This window comes from Thermobifida sp., from assembly GCF_017577275.1.
GTDB lineage: Bacteria > Actinomycetota > Actinomycetes > Streptosporangiales > Streptosporangiaceae > Thermobifida > Thermobifida fusca.
The window spans coordinates 36,244-54,193 of the sequence record NZ_PITY01000026.1; the positions used below are offsets into that span (position 1 = coordinate 36,244).

Annotated in this window: 15 protein-coding genes; 11 read left to right on the plus strand and 4 right to left on the minus strand. The window is 69.9% G+C overall.

The genetic code is table 11. The features are described from left to right. Positions 1-37 precede the first annotated feature (37 nt). Positions 38-790 carry an SDR family NAD(P)-dependent oxidoreductase gene (locus CW348_RS13210; RefSeq protein ID WP_011292265.1) on the plus strand — a complete coding sequence of 251 codons (753 nt, stop codon included), beginning with the start codon at positions 38-40 and terminating at the stop codon, positions 788-790. Between the two features lie 74 nt (positions 791-864). On the opposite strand, the gene CW348_RS13215 is transcribed toward CW348_RS13210, so the two are convergent. Beyond that, on the minus strand, positions 865-2,610 hold the full coding sequence (locus CW348_RS13215) for an AAA family ATPase (RefSeq protein WP_104612824.1): 1,746 nt from the start codon (positions 2,608-2,610) through the stop codon (positions 865-867). 111 nt (positions 2,611-2,721) lie between these two features. Next, positions 2,722-3,678, minus strand: coding sequence for an aldo/keto reductase (locus CW348_RS13220; RefSeq protein WP_011292263.1), 957 nt, complete (start codon positions 3,676-3,678; stop codon positions 2,722-2,724). 161 nt (positions 3,679-3,839) lie between these two features. On the opposite strand from CW348_RS13220, the gene CW348_RS13225 reads away from it, so the two are divergent. From CW348_RS13225 to CW348_RS13240, 4 genes are all read left to right on the plus strand, one after another. Beyond that, positions 3,840-4,718, plus strand: a complete 879-nt coding sequence (locus tag CW348_RS13225) for an undecaprenyl-diphosphate phosphatase (protein WP_011292262.1) — start codon at positions 3,840-3,842, stop codon at positions 4,716-4,718. Between the two features lie 10 nt (positions 4,719-4,728). Further along, complete coding sequence (locus tag CW348_RS13230; RefSeq protein ID WP_011292261.1) at positions 4,729-5,430, plus strand: histidine phosphatase family protein; 702 nt, start codon at positions 4,729-4,731, stop codon at positions 5,428-5,430. 62 nt (positions 5,431-5,492) lie between these two features. Next, on the plus strand, positions 5,493-6,059 hold the full coding sequence (locus tag CW348_RS13235; RefSeq protein WP_011292260.1) for a DUF3090 domain-containing protein: 567 nt from the start codon (positions 5,493-5,495) through the stop codon (positions 6,057-6,059). A gap of 27 nt (positions 6,060-6,086) precedes the next feature. After that, positions 6,087-6,836 (plus strand): SCO1664 family protein, encoded by a 750-nt coding sequence (locus CW348_RS13240; protein WP_061783709.1) that lies wholly within the window; start codon positions 6,087-6,089, stop codon positions 6,834-6,836. Positions 6,837-6,850: 14 nt separating this feature from the next. On the opposite strand, the gene CW348_RS13245 is transcribed toward CW348_RS13240, so the two are convergent. Continuing rightward, positions 6,851-9,274, minus strand: coding sequence for an HAD-IC family P-type ATPase (locus CW348_RS13245; RefSeq protein WP_104612825.1), 2,424 nt, complete (start codon positions 9,272-9,274; stop codon positions 6,851-6,853). A gap of 135 nt (positions 9,275-9,409) precedes the next feature. Between CW348_RS13245 and CW348_RS13250 the strand changes: the two genes are divergently transcribed. The 6 genes from CW348_RS13250 to CW348_RS13275 all read left to right on the plus strand — a co-directional run bounded on the left by CW348_RS13250 (position 9,410) and on the right by CW348_RS13275 (position 17,001). Then, positions 9,410-10,231 carry an NRDE family protein gene (locus CW348_RS13250; protein ID WP_061783705.1) on the plus strand — a complete coding sequence of 274 codons (822 nt, stop codon included), beginning with the start codon at positions 9,410-9,412 and terminating at the stop codon, positions 10,229-10,231. Positions 10,232-10,333: 102 nt separating this feature from the next. Further along, positions 10,334-10,528, plus strand: a complete 195-nt coding sequence (locus CW348_RS13255) for a hypothetical protein (RefSeq protein ID WP_016188850.1) — start codon at positions 10,334-10,336, stop codon at positions 10,526-10,528. Positions 10,529-10,591: 63 nt separating this feature from the next. After that, a complete protein-coding gene (gene mshC / locus CW348_RS13260; protein ID WP_011292256.1) occupies positions 10,592-11,830 on the plus strand; it encodes a cysteine--1-D-myo-inosityl 2-amino-2-deoxy-alpha-D-glucopyranoside ligase in 1,239 nt (412 codons plus the stop codon). Positions 11,831-12,019: 189 nt separating this feature from the next. Further along, positions 12,020-13,780: an HSP90 family protein gene (locus tag CW348_RS13265; RefSeq protein WP_258076874.1), complete on the plus strand. Its 1,761-nt coding sequence runs from the start codon at positions 12,020-12,022 to the stop codon at positions 13,778-13,780. A gap of 6 nt (positions 13,781-13,786) precedes the next feature. Continuing rightward, the gene (locus CW348_RS13270) at positions 13,787-14,893 is read left to right on the plus strand and encodes a hypothetical protein (protein WP_016188847.1); all 1,107 of its coding nucleotides are present in this window, start codon (positions 13,787-13,789) and stop codon (positions 14,891-14,893) included. Between the two features lie 1,688 nt (positions 14,894-16,581). Continuing rightward, the gene (locus CW348_RS13275) at positions 16,582-17,001 is read left to right on the plus strand and encodes an ABATE domain-containing protein (RefSeq protein WP_011292251.1); all 420 of its coding nucleotides are present in this window, start codon (positions 16,582-16,584) and stop codon (positions 16,999-17,001) included. Between the two features lie 67 nt (positions 17,002-17,068). Here CW348_RS13275 and CW348_RS13280 read toward each other — a convergent pair whose 3' ends face one another. Continuing rightward, complete coding sequence (locus CW348_RS13280; RefSeq protein WP_011292250.1) at positions 17,069-17,914, minus strand: PAC2 family protein; 846 nt, start codon at positions 17,912-17,914, stop codon at positions 17,069-17,071. Positions 17,915-17,950 lie beyond the last annotated feature (36 nt).

The following is a 17,950-nucleotide window of genomic DNA, read 5'->3' on the forward strand; positions in this document are numbered from 1 at the left end:
GGAGCCGACGTACGGGCACGGACGAGAGGAGACGGGCATGGAGCTGGGACTGCGTGGTGCCGCGGTGCTGGTCACCGGAGCAAGCCGGGGGATCGGCCGGGCGATCGCTCAAGTCTTCGCTGAAGAAGGCGCCAACCTGGCGATCTGCGCCCGCACCCGGGCACCGCTGGAAGTCGCGGCACGACAGTTGCGCGAGACCGGCGCGATCGTCATGGCCCGGGAAGTGGACGTCGCCGACGCCCCGGCGCTGCGCGCGTTCGTCGACGAGGCAGCAGCCGAACTCGGCGGCCTCGACGTGGTCGTCTCCAACGTCTCCGGCGGCGGCGCCGTGGGATGGGAAGGAGCCCTGCGCACCGACATCCTGCCGTTCACGGTCCTCACCGACCAAGCACAAGAACACCTCGCCTCCTCCCAACGCGGCGGCGCAGTCATCCTCATCTCCAGCACTTCTGCGCTGCACGTCACCGCACCGTCCGGTCCCAAGCCCTACGGCGCGGTCAAAGCAGCCCTCAACCACCACGCCACCGCCTTGGCCCGGGCGCTGGCACCCCGGGGCGTGCGGGTCAACATCGTCTCTCCCGGCCCCATCGAGTTCGAAGGCGGCAGCTGGGCCCGGCGGCGGGACACCGACCCCGACTACTACGCGAGTGTGCGGGCCCGCATCCCGTTCGGTCGGCTCGGCCGCCCCGAGGAAGTCGCCCGGGCGGTCGCGTTCCTCGCCAGCCCGGCCGCGAGCTTCATCACCGGCGCCAACCTGGTGGTCGACGGCGGTTTCCTGGACCGCCTCTAAACCGGCCAGCGGCCTGCACCGGTTCAACTCCAGACGCCCGAAGCGTCCTCAAGCGCCCGGAAGTCCCCACAGCCTCACCCCTCGCGGAGGAGCCGCACCAGCCGGGTTGCCCGGGAGACGTCAGGAACACCGCGCACCGCCTTCGCAAGCGCGTCCCCGGCCGCGTTGACGATCGACACGTGCCGTTCCCCCAAAGCCAGCGCGGTGCGCACCGCTGGACGCGACAGCGCCGCATCCGGGGTGAACACCACGACCACGGCAGGCCACGTGCCACCCAGTGCGGCCGCCAGCGGCACCACCCACCCCGGGCGCAGATGGGCCGCCTGGGTCACCGTGACCGTGGAGCCGTCAGCCAGCTCGACGATGCTGCTGGCCCCGCTCTGCCCGCGCAGCACACCCGTGTCCCCGGGCGCATATCCGTGGCCGCGGCCCGCCAACAGCACCCGGTCGCCCACATCCAGGCCCCCCACCAGACCCGGACCAGGGTTGAACCGGGCCTTGCACACCGCGTTGAGCTCGGCAGCACCGGCCGGACCGTCGGGAGCCGCCGTGACCACCTGCACCTGGGCGAGGTCTACACCGAACGTACGGGGAATGGAATCCGTCACCAGCTGCAGGGTGCGGTGCACGGCCTCCTCCGCCGACCCGGTCGGCACGACCACCACCTCGTGCCCGGGAGCATCCACCCGCTCCGGCAGCCGACCCGCGCCGACCTCAGCGGTCAGCGCCGCCTGCGCCGTCGGCCGGGCATCGTCCGGCAGGGCAGCCACCGCCACAGTCCGCGAAGCGATCAGATCGGCTACCACCTGCCCGGGCCCCGCCGAAGGCAGCTGTGCGGGATCAGCCAGAAGCACCAAGTGCGCGTGCCCGGGGCAGGCCGCAGCCAGGGCCGCGAACGTCTCCGTGTCCAGTGCCGTGGCCCGGTCGACCACGACCAGGCCGCACTCGGCAAGAGCGTGATCGTCCAAGGCCGCGGCCACCGTGCGTGCCCGTATCCCTTCCTCGGCCAGCACCCGGTTGAGAGCGGCCGCCCCGCTCGCCTGGGGGGTAAGCAGTGCCATCCCTGTCTGGCTCTCCACGGCGATCGCCGCGGCATAGCGGATCGTCGCCAGCCGCGCCTCCTGCGCCGCAGGCCCGGCCATCACCACAGTGACGCCGCGCAACGCCACCGTGACTAGGGCGGCCACCAGCTCGGGTGCGGGGTCGTGGCCTGCCTTCTCCGCCGCCGCTTGCACGGTCTCCGCCGCGGTCGCCGAGTCCATGATCGGCTCGCTCGCGGTCAACCGGACCAGCTCCCGGGCCAGCCGCTGTTCGGCTTCCCCCAGGGACGCCAACGCGAGGAACCGGTCGGGGGCGGGAGGCTCCGGCAGGTCACCGTCGAACTCGCTGTCGTCCCCCTCCTCCGGCATGTCCTCGATGAGTCGCACCCGGTCGTCCTCAGCGGCCGCCTGCCCTGCCGCGTCCGGCGCCGTCACCCCCAGGCTGCGCAGCGCCCGCGCGACCCGGGCGTACTCGACCGCGGTATGCCCTTCCCGGGCAGCGCGCCGCACCAGGCGGACCACGAGGGCACGCACCCGCCGCGGATCGTCGGGACGGGCCGCGGCGCCGAGCAGCGTGCGCGCACAGAAATCCGCTTGGCGAGGGGTGACCGACGAGAGTTCCAGCAACTGCCACGGGTCAGCGGTGAGCCGCGCGGCAGCGTCCGGGCCGAGCACGGCCACCAGCGGGGCCGCCAGCCGGTCAGGCGCCCCCATGCGGGTGAGCGCCTCACGCGTCCGCGCAACAGCATCGTCCAGGACAGCAGGGGAGGGATCGACCACGGTAGGGAACCTCACAGGCTCAGACCGGACACGGGCGGAAAGCCACCCCCGTGAGCTTAGTGGGGCGCGCGCTCCGCTTCACGGCGCCGCAACCAAAGCCGCGGCCCGCGGTCACACCGCGGCAGCCGACGCGTCAGCGAGCGCCTCGCTGATCTCCCGGGGCAGCACCACGTTCTCCGCGGCCAGGATCTCCGACAACTGGGCGACCGTGCGCGGCCCCACGCACGCCGCAGCCACCCCCGGCTGGCTGAGCACCCAACGCAACGCCACCCCCAACGGGGGCACGCCCAGTCCTTGCGCGGCCGTGTACACCGACTCCACGATACGGCGGCCCTGCTCATCCAAGTAGGGTTCCACAAACGACGCCATGTGCGCGCTCGCGCCCCGCGAATCGCGGGGCACCCCGGTACGGTACTTGCCGGTCAACACACCGCGCCCCAGCGGCGACCATGCGAGAATTCCCACTCCGCAGGCTCTGGCGGCCGGCAGCAGCTCCCGCTCGCATTCCCGGTTCAGCAGCGAATACTCGGTGCCCACCGCCACGATCGGGGAACTGCCTGACGCCAGCGTCGCCTGCTGCCAGGTGGCGTAGCGCGCCAACTGCCAGCCTGTCACCTGCCCCACCCCCACATAGCGCGCCTTCCCGGACGCCACCGCGGAGTCCACCGCTGCGAGAGTTTCCTCCAGCGGCGTGGTGGGGTCGTACACATGGAGCTGCCATAAGTCCACGTAATCGGTCTGCAACCGCCGCAGGGACGCTTCCAAAGCGGCCAGCAGATGCCGCCGCGAAGTGTTGCTGGGACGCCGACGATCCAGACAGTGCCCCGCTTTGGTCGCTATGATCACGTCGTCCCGACGAACCACGGTGGGCAGCAACCGTCCGAGGATGCGTTCTCCCTGCCCGCCTTGGTAGATGTCGGCGGTGTCGATGAGTGTGCCGCCCGCGTCCACAAACGTCGCGAGCAGGTCGGCCGCCTCACCCTCCTCGGTATCCTCGCCCCAGGTCATCGTGCCTAGGGCGATGGTGGAGACCCACAGGCCCGATCTGCCCAGATGTCGCTGTTCCATGGCGCGGAGAGTACCGTCTCACGACAGTCGAGCGATACCGCTCTTCCACACGTGGACGCCCGGTGCGCGCTAAGCTTCCCGGGTCTTTCCGCACTGCGCGGTGCGGTCCTCATCACGCCCCCCATCATGTCGCCCTTCTGTGACCAGGAGCCGAATCCGCCGTGTCCATCATCGAGGCCATCATCCTTGGGCTGGTCCAAGGATTAACCGAGTTCCTGCCGATCTCCTCCAGCGGCCACCTGCGTATCGTCGCGGCCTTCTCCGGCTGGCCAGACCCCGGCGCGGCGTTCACCGCGGTCAGCCAGATCGGCACCGAGCTCGCCGTGCTGATCTACTTCCGCAAAGACGTGGGGAACATCCTGGCGACGTGGTTCCGTTCCCTGGGCAACAAGGAGCTGCGCCGACACATCGATGCGCGCATGGGCTGGTACGTCATCATCGGCAGCATCCCCATCGGGGTGGCGGGCCTGCTGTTCGAAGAGCAGATCAGCGCGCCCTTCCGGGACCTGCGGCTGACCGCGCTCACCCTGATCGTCTTCGGCGTCCTGCTGGGGATGGTGGACCGCTACTCCCGCAAGCACCGGGAACTGACCGACCTCAACGCCCAGCGCGGCCTCATCTACGGGCTGTTCCAGATGCTCGCGCTGATCCCCGGCGTCTCCCGGTCCGGTGCCACTGTCACCGGTGGCATGCTCATGGGTTTCAAACGGGAAGCCGCCGCCCGCTACGCCTTCCTGCTCGCCATGCCCGCCGTGTTCGCGTCCGGGCTCTACAAGCTCAAGGACATCGGCGGCAACGAGTACGCGGGCGTGGGCGCCACGATCGTCGGCACCCTGGTGGCGTTCGCTGTCGGCTACGCGGTGATCGCCTGGTTCATGCGGTTCATCTCCACCAACAGCTTCATGCCGTTCGTCTACTACCGGATCGCCTTGGGCATCCTCATCCTCGCCCTGGTCAGCTTCGGCGTGCTGACCCCCGAATCCGGAGCGGAGTTCGAAGGCAGCGCGGCTTCGGTGACCGCAGCCGAAGCGACTCACTAGGGTACGGGGCATGGCGAACTCATCCAGGACCGCGGCCGTGACCCTCCTGCTGGTGCGGCACGGTCTGACCGCGGCCACCGGGAAGACACTGGCAGGATGGACGCCCGGCATCCACTTGGACGAGCGGGGCCGGGCCCAGGCAGCGGCGCTCGCGCAGCGGCTGGCGTCCCTCCGCGTGGACGCCATTGTCAGCAGCCCGCTGGAACGCTGCGTGGAAACCGCACAAGCGGTCGCCGACACGGTCGGCGTGCCCGTCACCGTGGACGAGCGGTTCGGAGAGTGTCGCTACGGAGAGTGGACCGGACGCCCCCTCACCGAGCTTGCCAAGGACGACCTGTGGCCGGTCGTCCAGGCCTACCCCAGTGCCGCGCGCTTCCCCGGAGGAGAAAGCCTCGCCGAGACCGCGCACCGCGCGGTCTCGGCCGTGCACGACTACAACACGCGGCTGCTCGCCCAGCACGACACGCCCGTCTACCTGGTGTGCAGCCACGGGGATGTGATCAAAGCGATTCTGGCTGACGCGCTCGGCCTGCACCTCGACCAGTTCCAGCGCATCCAGATCGACCCGTGCTCGCTGAGCGCGGTCCGCTACACCAGGCTGCGCCCGTTCGTGCTCCGGATCAACGACGTGGGAGGCGGCACGGCAGGGCTGCGGCCCCCCGAGGACGCCACGGGGGACGCCGTCGTCGGTGGCGGGGCAGGAGAAGCCTGATAGAAAAGGAAGAGTCAAGCCCACCAAGCACAAACCCAGACCCAGCCACGGAGTCCCCGTCGATGCCCCTGTACCAGTACGACTCCCCGGACCGGTTCGTCGTCGGCACCGTCGGTCCGCCCGGGGAACGCACCTTCTTTCTCCAAGCGGTGGAAGGCGGTCGTATCACCAGCGTCGTCTTGGAAAAAGCACAGGTGGCTGCGCTGGCGGAACGCGTTGGGGAACTCCTGGAGGAGGTGCGCCGGCGGTTCGGGGACGCACCCGACCTGCACGAGGTTGCGGAAAGCGACAACGACCCGCTGCAACGCCCCATCGAGGAAGAGTTCCGGGTCGGCACCCTGGCCCTCGCCTGGGACGCGCAGACCCGCCGGGTCATCGTGGAAGCCCAGCAGCTCCGTGGACCCGACGAAAGCGGGGAATCCCCCCGAGTACAAGCGTTCGCCGACGACGTGCCCTACGATGTTCTGCGCGTCCACCTCACCCCCGCGGAAGCCCGGGCTTTTGCGGAGCGTGCGCGGCGCGTGGTCGCAGCGGGCCGCCCCAACTGCCCCTTGTGCGGCAACCCCCTCGACCCCGGCGGGCACATCTGCCCGCGCCAGAATGGCTACCGTCCCGTGCACATCATGTAGCTGGTTGTCCCCTCGAAACGGAGTTCCATGACCGCGGCACCGCACGGCCGCCCCACCGACGACGAGGACCTCACTCTGCTGCGCTACGGGCGTCTCACCGTGCTGGGCAGGCTTACCGGAGCCTCCAACACCACCCTGTACTGCGAGGTGACCGACGGTAGCCGGACAGCGGCGTGCGTGTACAAACCGGTGGCGGGGGAGCGGCCGCTGTGGGACTTCCCGGACGGCACACTCGCTGGACGCGAGGTCTCCGCGCACGCGGTGTCCCAAGCATTGGGCTGGAACCTCGTCCCGCCCACCGTCTACCGGGAGGACGCCCCGCACGGCCCCGGCATGGTGCAGTTGTGGATCGCTGCGGACACCAGCGTGGACCTGGTCGCGCTCGCCCGGGACAGCACCAACCCCCAACTGCGGCTGATGGCGGTCTTCGACGCGGTCATCAACAACTCTGACCGGAAGATCGGCCACCTGCTGCCCACCCCGGACGGCCACCTCTACGGCTGTGATCACGGAGTGTCGTTCTCCGCGGAGTACAAGCTGCGCACCGTGCTGTGGCAGTGGGCGGGGCAGCCGCTGCCCGAACCGGCCGTGGTACGGCTTGACGCGCTTCGGGCGATGCTCCAGGACCCGGGCAGCGACGTGGCCCGTGTCCTCGCCCGCCACCTGACCCCGCAGGAACGGTATGCGACACTGCGCCGCGTCGAAGTGCTCTGCGAGCACCGCATCCACCCCTACCCTCCCGAGGACTGGCCTGCGCTGCCCTGGCCGCCGATCTGATCCCGACCGCACGCTCAGGAATCCCGGGTGTCCCGTTCCCGGGAGAGCCACCGGGCGTCCACGACGCGGATCACGGTGATGATCGCGGCCGCTACCCCCGCCACCGCCAACGCGGTGCCCACCGCAGCGGGGTCGCTCATATCCAACGCGAAGAACGCCTGCCCCACGGGGGTGAGCAGCGCTGCCAGCAGCAGCCCCACCATGGCAGCGACCAGCACCGCCTTCCACCACACATAAGGGCGGGCCACGAGCAGCAGCACCCACAGCGTGGTGGCACACAGCGTGATCAGTACCGCCGTACGGTCGGCCAGCGTGGGAGTGTCCGCCCCGTCCAACACCAGGAAGTAGGTGGTCATCGCGGCGAGTCCACTGACGAGCCCTGCGGGCACGGCCAGCCGCAGCGTTCGCGCCACAAACCCCGGCCGGGCCCGCTCCGTGGTGGGCGCCAGCGCGAGGAAGAACGAGGGGATTCCGAACGTGACGGCGTTGATGAGCGTGGCGTGGCGGGGGAAGAACGGGTAGGCGACCGCCAGCAGGCTCACCACGGTCGCCATCGTCATCGAATACACGGTTTTGGTGAGGAACAGGTTGGCGACCCGTTCAATGTTCCCGATCACCCGCCGCCCTTCCGCGACCACGTGCGGCAGGGTCGCAAACCGGTCGTCCAGCAGCACGATCTGCGCGACCGACCGAGCCGCGGGACTCCCCGACCCCATGGCTACCCCGATGTCGGCTTCTTTGAGCGCGAGCACGTCGTTGACCCCGTCCCCGGTCATGGCCACGGTGTGGCCATGCTGCTGGAGCGCCGCCACCATGGACCGCTTCTGCTCCGGGGACACCCGGCCGAACACGGTCGCTTTCTCCACCTTCTCCGCGAAATCTGCGTCCTGCGGGGCGAGGTCGCGGGCGTCCACCGGCTGGTCTGCGCCGGGCAACCCCAGAGTGTGGGCGACCGCGGCCACGGAGGCCGCGTTGTCCCCGGAGACCACTTTGACCGCCACATCCTGGCGGGCGAAGTAGTCGAGGGTCGGCGCCGAGTCGGGCCGCACCCGCTGCTCGAGCACGACCAGGGCCATCGGGGTCACCTGGTGAGGGCCGTCTACGGCTGCGGCGGCCCGTCCCAGCAGCAGCACTCGCAGGCCCTGCGCCGCCGTCCGGGCAGCGGCCGCCACCGCTGGCGAGTCGGCGTCCGCCAGCACTTCAGGCGCACCCAGCACCCAATGCTGCTTCCCTTGCGGCGTCGTGAAACTCGCCCCGCTCCACCGGCGTGCCGAGGAGAACGGCCGTACCGCGGCCACCGGCCAGTCCGGGGGCGTGCCGCAGGAGTCGCGGATCGCGGCCATGCTCGGATTGGGGTGCGGGTCGGCCGCGGCAAGCGCGGCGAGCACCTCGGTCAACGCGTCCGCGTCCGCGGCAGCGTCCAACGGCCGTACTTCCGCCAGCCGCATCCCCGCCTCGGTGAGCGTGCCGGTCTTGTCGGTGCAGACGACGTCCACCCGGGCCAGCCCTTCGATCGCGGGCAGCTCCTGCACCAGGCAGCGCCGCCGTCCCAGCCGGATCACCCCCACCGCGAAAGCGATGCTGATCAGCAGCACCAGCCCTTCCGGGACCATCGACACCAGCGCGGCCACCGTGCCGCGCAACGCATCCGCGAACGGCCCGGAAATAGTGCCGCCCGCCGAGACTTCCGCGGTGACGTGCGCATCCAAGAACAACTGGCTGTACAGCAGCAGACCGCCGATAGGGAACAGCAGCCAGGTGATGAACCGCAGGATCCGGTCCACCCCGGAGCGGAGCTCCGAACGGACCAGGGAGAACCGGGACGCCTCCTCCGTGATCCGGGCCGCGTATGCGTCACGGCCCACCCGAGTGGCCCGGAACCGGCCGCTGCCCGCCACAACGAAACTGCCTGACAGGATCGGGTCGCCGGGCTGTTTGAGGACCGGGTCCGCTTCCCCGGTCAGCAGCGACTCGTCCACTTCCAGACCGGAGGCGGACACCACAACCCCGTCCACCACGGCCTGGTCCCCGGACCCCAGCTCGATCACATCGTCGAGCACCACCTCCTGGGGGCGCACCTCCACCGCTACCCCGTCGCGGACCACCCGCGGCCGGGCCGCATTGATGATCGCCAACGAGTCCAGGGTCTTTTTCGCGCGCAGCTCCTGGACGATGCCGACCAGGGTGTTGATCACGATGACGAGGGCAAACAGCCCGTCTTGGACCGGCCCGATGACCGCGATCACTCCGAACAGCACCGCCACCATCGCGTTGATCCGCGTGAAGACGTTGGCCCGGATGATCTGCCCGACGGTGCGGCTGGCCCGCACCGGAACATCGTTGCCTAGTCCGGCAGCCAGCCGCTGCGCGGCCTGCGCAGAGGTCAATCCGACGTCAGAAGCCTCCGGCAGCGCCGCCTGCCCGTCCTGCTGGACCATCGACCACCATCCCGTCCCATACTGGAAGAAAGCGTGCTGCGACAATCGGAGCCGCGGCGCGCAGCCAGAGCCTACGGGAGACGCTGACGGTGCGCGTTCGCTCCCGTTGCCCGGTGACACTGAGGAGCAGTCCCAATGTGTACCGCCATTGTGGGATTCGATCCCACCGCTCCCGTCCCGATTGTGCTGGCCGCCCTCCGCGACGAAATGGTGGACCGCCCGTTTGACCGGCCAGGACAGCACTGGCCGCAGTGGCCGCACCTCATCGGTGGTCGCGACGCCCAGGCCGGCGGCACCTGGCTGGCGGTTGCACCCCCTGAGTCGGCAACGCCGCGCGTGGCCGCAATACTCAACGGGCGGGTGGAGAAACTCACCGCTACGGGACGGCGGCCCGTGTTCGACTCCACCGTGCCTCCGGGAGTGACCCGCCGCAGCCGGGGCGAGCTTCCGCTGCGGGCCGCCGCCACGGGCACCCTGGGCCTGGGCCGGGACGAGCTGCGGGCCTTCGACCCGTTCCACCTCGTCATCGCCGACCCCGAGCAAGCCGCCCTGGTGAGCTGGGACGGCTCCGACCTGACCGAGGAGAAACTCGCGCCCGGCGTGACCGTCGTCGTCAACACCGGGCTGGACGCCACCGCGCCGCGCGCCGCCCAGCACGGTCCACGGTTCGCTGCAACCCGGCCTGCCCCGTCCGAGGACGTGCTGCGCACCTCGTCGGACATCCGCGAGATCTGGGGGGACTGGGTGCGCCTGCTAGACGAAGCCGCTGCGGATACCGCCCACTCCGCAAGCGGGGGAGGGGACGACAGAACCTCCCTGGTCGCCCGGCTCGAACTGCCGGACGGCCGCGTGTGGGCCACCAATTCGGTCACCCTGCTGGCCCTCACCCCCACCGTGCTGCGCTACGCCTTCACCGACACCCCCGGCGATCCCGCAGCTTGGTCGCTCATCCGCTAAGCCGACCGGTAAACCTCACTCCGGTCGCATACGTCCGTAACAGTGACCTGACCGGAAATACGGCAGCCGGAGCCGTCCGCGGCCGAGAAGGTGAGGTGCACCGTGGACAAACCGTGGGTATGGGAGAACGCCGCCTACTGGCTGCTGTACGTGGTGGCGCTAGGGGCGGTGCTGTGGCACTGGGCACACGGCAACCCGGTACTGGCAGGACTGTGCCTGATCGGGGTCGCGCTGAGCATGCGGTTCATCACCCAGTCCGCACGTCGGGAGGATGCTGTCGGACCGCCCAGGCCGTGAGGAAGCAGACCGGGGAAAGCAGCCGTCCCGCCTACCGGGCCGCTAGGGGCGGCAGATAACCTCATGGTCATGCGTTCCTGGCCTGCGCCCACAGTCGTCGCCCTGCCGGACCACGGCGGGCCGCTCAGTGTCCACGACACCGTCACCGGCTCCCGCCGCACCATCACCCCGGGGGCCACCGCGCGGATGTACGTCTGCGGGATCACCCCCTACGACGCCGCCCATCTAGGCCACGCCTTCACCTACCTCACCTTCGACCTGGTCAACCGGGTGTGGCGGGATGCCGGACACACGGTCGACTACGTGCAGAACATCACCGACATCGACGACCCGCTGCTGGAGCGGGCCGCAGCCACTGGACAGGATTGGCAAGAGCTCGCCGCGCGGGAGATCCAAGTCTTCCGTGAGGACATGGCGGCGCTGCGTATCCTGCCGCCCCGCGCCTTCCTCGGAGTCGTCGAGTCGATGGACCTCATCGCCGACTTCGTGGCCCGCCTCCGCGCGCAAGGGGTCACCTATGAAGTCGACGGCGACATCTACTTCTCCGCTGCCGACGCCCCCGGCTTCGGTAGCCTCTCCCAGCTGGACCGCACCGCCATGCTGGAGCTCTTCGCCGAACGCGGCGGCGACCCGGGTCGCGCGGGCAAGAAAGACCCGCTGGACTGGCTGCTGTGGCGGGCGGAACGCCCCGGCGAACCCGCCTGGGACACTCCGCTGGGCCGCGGACGTCCCGGCTGGCACGTGGAGTGCAGCGCGATCTCCGTGCACGAACTCGGCATGGGCTTCGACCTCAACGGCGGCGGCGACGACCTGATCTTCCCGCACCACGAGATGGGAGCCGCCGAAGCCTGCTGTGCCACGGGCAGCCGCCCCCAGGCCCGCCACTACCTCCACGTGGCCATGGTCGGCCTGGACGGCGAGAAGATGTCCAAGTCGCGGGGCAACCTGGTGTTCGTCTCCCAGCTCCGCAAGGCGGGCACTGACCCGATGGCGATCCGCCTGGCCCTGCTGGCCCACCACTACCGCACGGCCTGGGAGTGGACCGACGCCGACTTGCGCACCGCTGAGCAGCGGCTGGAGCGCTGGCGGGCCGCCGCCGCAGTGGAGAACGCCCCCGACGCCCGGCCGCTCCTGGCCCGGGTGCGCAGCGCCCTCGCCGACGACTTGGACACGGCCACCGCGCTGGCCGCGGTCGACGAGTGGGCGGACGCAGCCCTGAGCGGCAGCGGAGACGATCCGGACGCGCCCGCGCTCATGCGCACCACCGTCGACACCCTGCTCGGAGTGGCCCTCGACCGCTGAGTCCGGTGGGCCGGGACAGTGTCCCGGCCCACCGTTGGCGCCCGCACCAGCCGCAGGAAACCGAAAGCACAGCGCGAAACGTCGTTGCGCACCGTTATAGTTCGCTCGTCTTTGTACGAGAGAACAACGCCCCAGCGGCTGGAAAGGGCGGACCGTGACCGAACGCGCGTTCCAAGTAGACCTGCGGGGGTGGTCGATCTCCTCAGTCGACACCTATACTCCAGTCCCCGCGTCTACCTGCGCGAACTGCTGCAGAACGGTGTCGACGCCGTGACCGCGCGGCGCGCCGAAGAGCCGGACGCCCCCGCCCGGATCCACATCGAGACCCCCGAACACACCGGTGAAGGCAGCCTGCGGGTCCACGACACCGGGGTGGGCCTGACCGAACCGCAGATCCACGAACTCCTCGCCACTATCGGCCGGTCCAGCAAACGCGACGAGCTCGGCTACGCCCGCCACGAATTCCTCGGCCAGTTCGGAATCGGGCTGCTCTCCGGATTCCTCGTCGCCGACGAGATCGAAGTGCTGACCCGCTCCATGCACGGCGGCCCCACGATCCGCTGGGTCGGCTACTCCGACGGACGCTACCTGGTCGAGGAAGCCGCAGAAGAACGCAACGAAGTCGGCACCACCGTCATCCTGCGGCCCCGCCGCGACGCTGAGGAATGGTTCGCCGCCTCCACTGTCGCGAACCTCGCCCGCCACTACGGCGCATTCCTCCCCGTGGAACTCCGAGTCGGGGACACCCTTGTCACGGAAGGGGAACCGCCGTGGCGCCGGACCTACCCGACCCCGGTGCGCCGCCGCGCCGCGCTCGCCGACTACTGCCAGACAGTGTTCGGTTTTGCGCCGCTGGACGTGATCGACCTGGAAGCGGCCGCGGCCGGGTTGCGGGGAGTAGCGTTCGTGCTCCCGCACGCGGCCAACCCCACGGTGCGCGCCGCCCACCGGGTCTACCTCAAACGCATGCTGCTCGCCGACAACGTCACCGACCTGCTGCCCGAGTGGGCGTTTTTTGTGCGCTGCGTCGTCGACGCCGAAGAACTGCGTCCCACCGCCAACCGCGAAGCCCTCTACGACGACGACCTGCTCGGACAGGTCTGCGACACACTAGGGGAGCAGATCCGCGACTGGCTGCTCACCCTCGCCCACAGCAGACCGGAAGAGCTCCGCCGCTTCCTGCAGCTCCACCACGTCGATGTGAAAGCGCTGGCCGCGCACGACGACACCATGCTGGACCTGGTGTACCGCTGGCTGGACTTCGAAACCAGTTCCGGAACGATGCCCCTGGCAGAGTTCACCCGACGCCACTCCGAAGTCCGTTACACGTCCGACATCGACGAGTTCCGCAGCCTGTCCGCGGTCGCCGCCGCCCAAGGCGTGGGTCTCGTCAACGCGGGCTACGTCTACGACACCGAGATCATCTCCCGCCTCAGCGACCGGCAGGGCGCCGCTCTGCTCCGCCCACTGGACCCCGGCGAGCTCACCACCCGCTTCGGCAGGCTGCCGTCAGAAACCGAATTGCGGCTCCGCGACTTCCTCCACGTCGCGGAACGCGCCCTCGACTCCCTCGGCTGCACGGTACTGCTCCGCAGCTACGCCCCCGCTTCCCTGCCCGCGCTGTACCTGACCAGCCGGGCCGCGGAACACCGCAGAGAACTCGCCGAATCCCGGGCCGAGGCCGACCCGCTCTGGGCCGACGTGCTCGGCGCCCTCGAACCCGCCCTCGCCGCCGACCAGAACCGTCTCGTGCTCAACCATGCCAACCCCCTGACCCGGCGGATCACCACCCTCACCGACCCCGACCTGATCACCGTGGCAGTCCAGGCCCTCTACGGCCAAGCCCTGTTGCAGGGCCGCCACCCGCTGCGCCCGGCCGACAGCGCAGTCCTCAACCGGTCGTTCCTCGGATTGCTGGACTGGGCTGCCCCCACAGAATCCGAGGAGTAGAGAGCAGTGACCGAGCTGAACTGGCGCACCCTCACCCAGCAGTCACTAGCCCTGCCCTACGGCAGGGCCCGCACCACCGGCCTGGAGAAAGCCCTGGATCTGGCCATCCGCGGCGGCGCCACCGAAGAAGACGTGTTCCACCTGCGGATGTCCCTCACCGAGGCGTACAAGTACGGGGGCGAGCCGGCGCGGGCGATGACAACCTTCACCCGCTGCCTCACCGCCTTCGACGCGGACCCCGCCCGCTACGGCCCCGAAGCGCACCACCGGCTGCTGTGGCAGTTCAAGTGGATCATCGCCGCACTGACCGATTTTCCGGAGATCCCGCTCGACCGCACCTATGCGCTGCTCGACGATATGGAGCGCCGCTACCGGGAAAGCGGCTACAGCCTGCACCCCGTCCACGGCCTGCGCTGCCAGGTGGCCCGCCACATCGGCGACGTGGCGACCGCGGACGCCGAGTTCGAACGGTGGCGCACCGCCCCCCAGGACGAAAGCTCCGACTGTGCGGGCTGCGTCCCCACGGCTATGGCCTTCCATCTGGCGTGGCGGGGAGCCCACGCGGAGGCGATCGCCATCGCTGAACCGGTACTCTCCGGGGAACTCACCTGTGTCGAACAGCCGCAAGGCATCCTGAGCGCCCTCATCGAGCCCTACCTGCGCACCGGCCGCTACGAGGCGGCAGTCGACGCCCATCGCCGCACCTACCGGGTGCACCGACGCTATGAGACGCGCTACCTCTTCTCCCTCGGCACCCACCTGTTCTTCTGCGCCGTAACCGGGAACCACGCGCGGGGCCTGGAACTCCTGGAACGGCACCTGGGCGCGTTGGACGCACCCCCAGCCCGATGGACGCCATGGAGTTCGCGGCCTCTGCCGCGCTACTGCTGGACCGGCTCGCCGCATGCGGGCACGGCGACCTCACCGTGCGCCGTCCCGCGCACCAGGACCGCCCCGCCGCGGAGCTCCGCGTCACCGAACTGCGCGACCAGATGCGGGACCACGCCTTGGCGCTCGCCGCCCGGTTCGACGCGCGCAACGGCACCACCGCGCAGAGCACGAGGATCCGCGACCGCCTTGCCGCCGAACCGGTCGTGGCGGAACTCCCGCTGACCGAGTACGCACCACGCCCCCGCCCCGCCGCAGCCTCACCGGAGCCGCTGCCTGAACCGCTCGCCGACACCTGGCAGGACCTCCTCGACCAGGCTGAGCAGTGGCGCCGCACCTGGCGCAAGGAACAGGCCCGGGCTGCCTGGCGCCGTTTCGACGAGCTCACCGTCGGCGTCGAACTGCCGTCCTGGGCCCGGGGCCGACGCGCGGAAGCCGAAGGATGGTTCCACGACATGGACGGGGACCACGCAGCAGCCGTCGAGCACTACCGGGCCGCTGCCGACCACTACGCTGCCGCACAGCTCGACGCCGACCGGCACCGGGTCCTCAGCCTGCTCGGCCAGTCCCTGGCCGAGGACGGGAACAGGACTGAAGGGCTGGCCCTCCTGCAGCAGGCGGTCGCCTACCTGGACGAGCACGGCACCCCCACCCAGCGGGTGGGCGCCCGCATCCGGCTCGCCGCGCACCTGATGTTCCGCGGTGAGCTTGCCCACGCCCGAAAGCTGCTGGAAGAGAGCGGCTACCCCGACGCTGACGCGACCGCGCGGGCCCAGGTGCTGCTGCTCCTCGCCACCATCAGTGCCGCAACACACGCCCCGTTCCCCGAACAGGAGGCCCTGCTCGCCCAGGCCAGGAGAGAAGCCCGGGACAGCGGAAGCCCGCGCCTGGTCGTCGAGGCCGCATGCCGCCACGCCCAGTTGCTGCGCGCGAGCGGCCAGGACGCGTGGGACGCTGCCTGGCAGGCGCTAGAGGAAGCCGAAGCCCACCTGATCCCCGACCTTCCTCCCGGAGCGGAGACCAGTGTGCTGCTCACCCGCGGCCAGTGGCTGTGCGAAGACCAGGAGTACGAGCAGGCCGCGGTTGTCTTGGCGGAAGCAGTCGCCCAGGCCACCGCGCTCGGGATCGCTCCGATGGCCGCGCACGCCAAGGTGCTGCTGGCCCGCGCCTACCACGCCATCGAACGCTACTTCGAGGCTGCGGAAGCCGCTGAGGAGATCCTGGCAGCAGAACAGCATCTCGTTTCCGTCGACCGCAAAGCAGTGCGGGAAATCCTCGCCCGCTCCCTTGGTGAACTCGGGGAACTGGAGGACGCCCTGGCCCGCTGGGACGAGATCATCGCTATGGAGGACGACCCGGCGCAGACCGCGGTCCTCCACGTGGAAGCTGCCCGCGTGCTGAGCCGGATGGGCCGCCACGCGGAGGCAGCCGAACGCCACGCCGCCACCGCCGTGCTGTGGGAGGAACTCGACGAGCCGTACCAGGTCTACGAGCAGCACTACTGCCGGGCGGTCGCGCTGCTCCTCGCCCACCGGGTTGCGGACGCGCACACCGCCCACCAGCAGGCCGAGCAGTGGCTGAAACGGGCGGAGGCCCACCCCGAACTGCGCATCCCTGCCGAGCACCTGAAAAACCAGCGTGGCTTACTGCACCACAGTAAGGCCCGCATCATGGCGGCTGAGGGCTTGCTCACCGCAGCGGTGGCCGAAGCCGAAAAGGCGTACGCCCTGTTTCGCGAAGTCGACGAACAGAGGGCAGCCGAATACCTGAAATTCCTGGCGAGAATGCGGGAAGCCGCCGACGAAGCAGAAGACGCGCGGTAGGGTGCGGGGGCGGGAAAACGGTCCGTCCACAAAAGGGTGAAGTCAGCGGAAACGTCAACGCTTGGTGTCAATCCGTGATGTGATGGAGCAATGGCAACCCCCGAGACTCTGAGCGCCGCGGCCACGCTCATCCGCGACTTCGTCACCACCGGTGACTCTTTGGCCGGCCGGGCAGATCTCGCCCGGTTCCTGCGTGACCACCGGCTGATCCCGGAGAGCGCCATTCCGATCACCCTTGCCGACTTCGACGAAGCGCTCGCCCTGCGCGACGGGCTGCGCGCCCAACTGCGGGCAGCGGCAGGGGAGAGCGCCGACGCCGAAGCGATCGCCCGCGCCCAGCGGGTATTGGACGGCTTGCGGGTCACGGTACGGATCAACCCCGGCGAGGCAGCGCTGTCTCCGCTGGCCCCCGCCGTGGTCGACGAGGTCCGCCGGGGCCTGGCCCGGATCGCCGGTGCCTGGGCCGCGGTCCTCGCCACCGGAGAATGGCGACGGATCAGCGTGGACTGAACCGCACACAGACACGCCGGTGGCCCGCCCCGGCCGGGACGGGCCACCGGCAGCTGTACCGCAGCGGCTAGGATCCGCCGCGCCGTCGCCGCAAGTAACGTTCGAATTCACGGGCAATAGCCTCCCCGGAGGCTTCGGGGAGTTCCGCCGCGTCTTTGGCCTCCTCGAGGCTGCGCACATAGTCCGCGATATCGGTGTCCTGGGCGGCGAGCTCGTCCACCCCGCGCTCCCAGGCCCGGGCGTTCTCCGGCAGTTCCCCCAGCCGGACCGTCAAATCCAAGGTGTCCTCCACCCGGCGGACCAACGCCAGCGTCGCCTTAGGGCTGGGCGGCTGGGACACATAGTGGGGGACCGCCGCCCACAGGGAGATCGTTTCCAGACCGGCAGCGCTGAAAATGTCGTGCAGCACGCCGACAATTCCGGTTGGTCCCTCGTAGGTGGCCGGCTCCAGACTCGCTGAGGTGGCTAGTTCGGGGTGGGAGAACATGCCCGTGACCGGTACGGGTCGCGTGTGCGGTACGTCGGCGAGCAGCGCGCCCAAGAGGACCACGCGTCGCACACCCAACTCCCGGGCGATCGACAACAGGTCGCTGGCAAACCCACGCCAACGCATGCTGGGCTCGTCACCTCGCACCAGGACCACGTCTCGCCCTTCGGGAGAACGGGTCAGCAGCACTTTCACCCCGGGCCAGTGGATTCCCTGGTGGGCACCGTTGACTGCGGTGACCTGAGGCCGGGTGACCTGGAAGTCGTAGTACTCCTCAGAGTCCAGGGAGACCAGCTCGGTAGCCCCCCAGACATCGGTCAGGTGGTCGATCACGGCGCTGGCCGCCTCACCGGCGTCATTCCAGCCCTCGAACGCGGCCACCATCACGGGCTCGACCAGCTCCGAGACGCTGTCGAGCTCAGGCACAGGCCGCCTCCTTCAATCATCGGGGTCATGGGTACC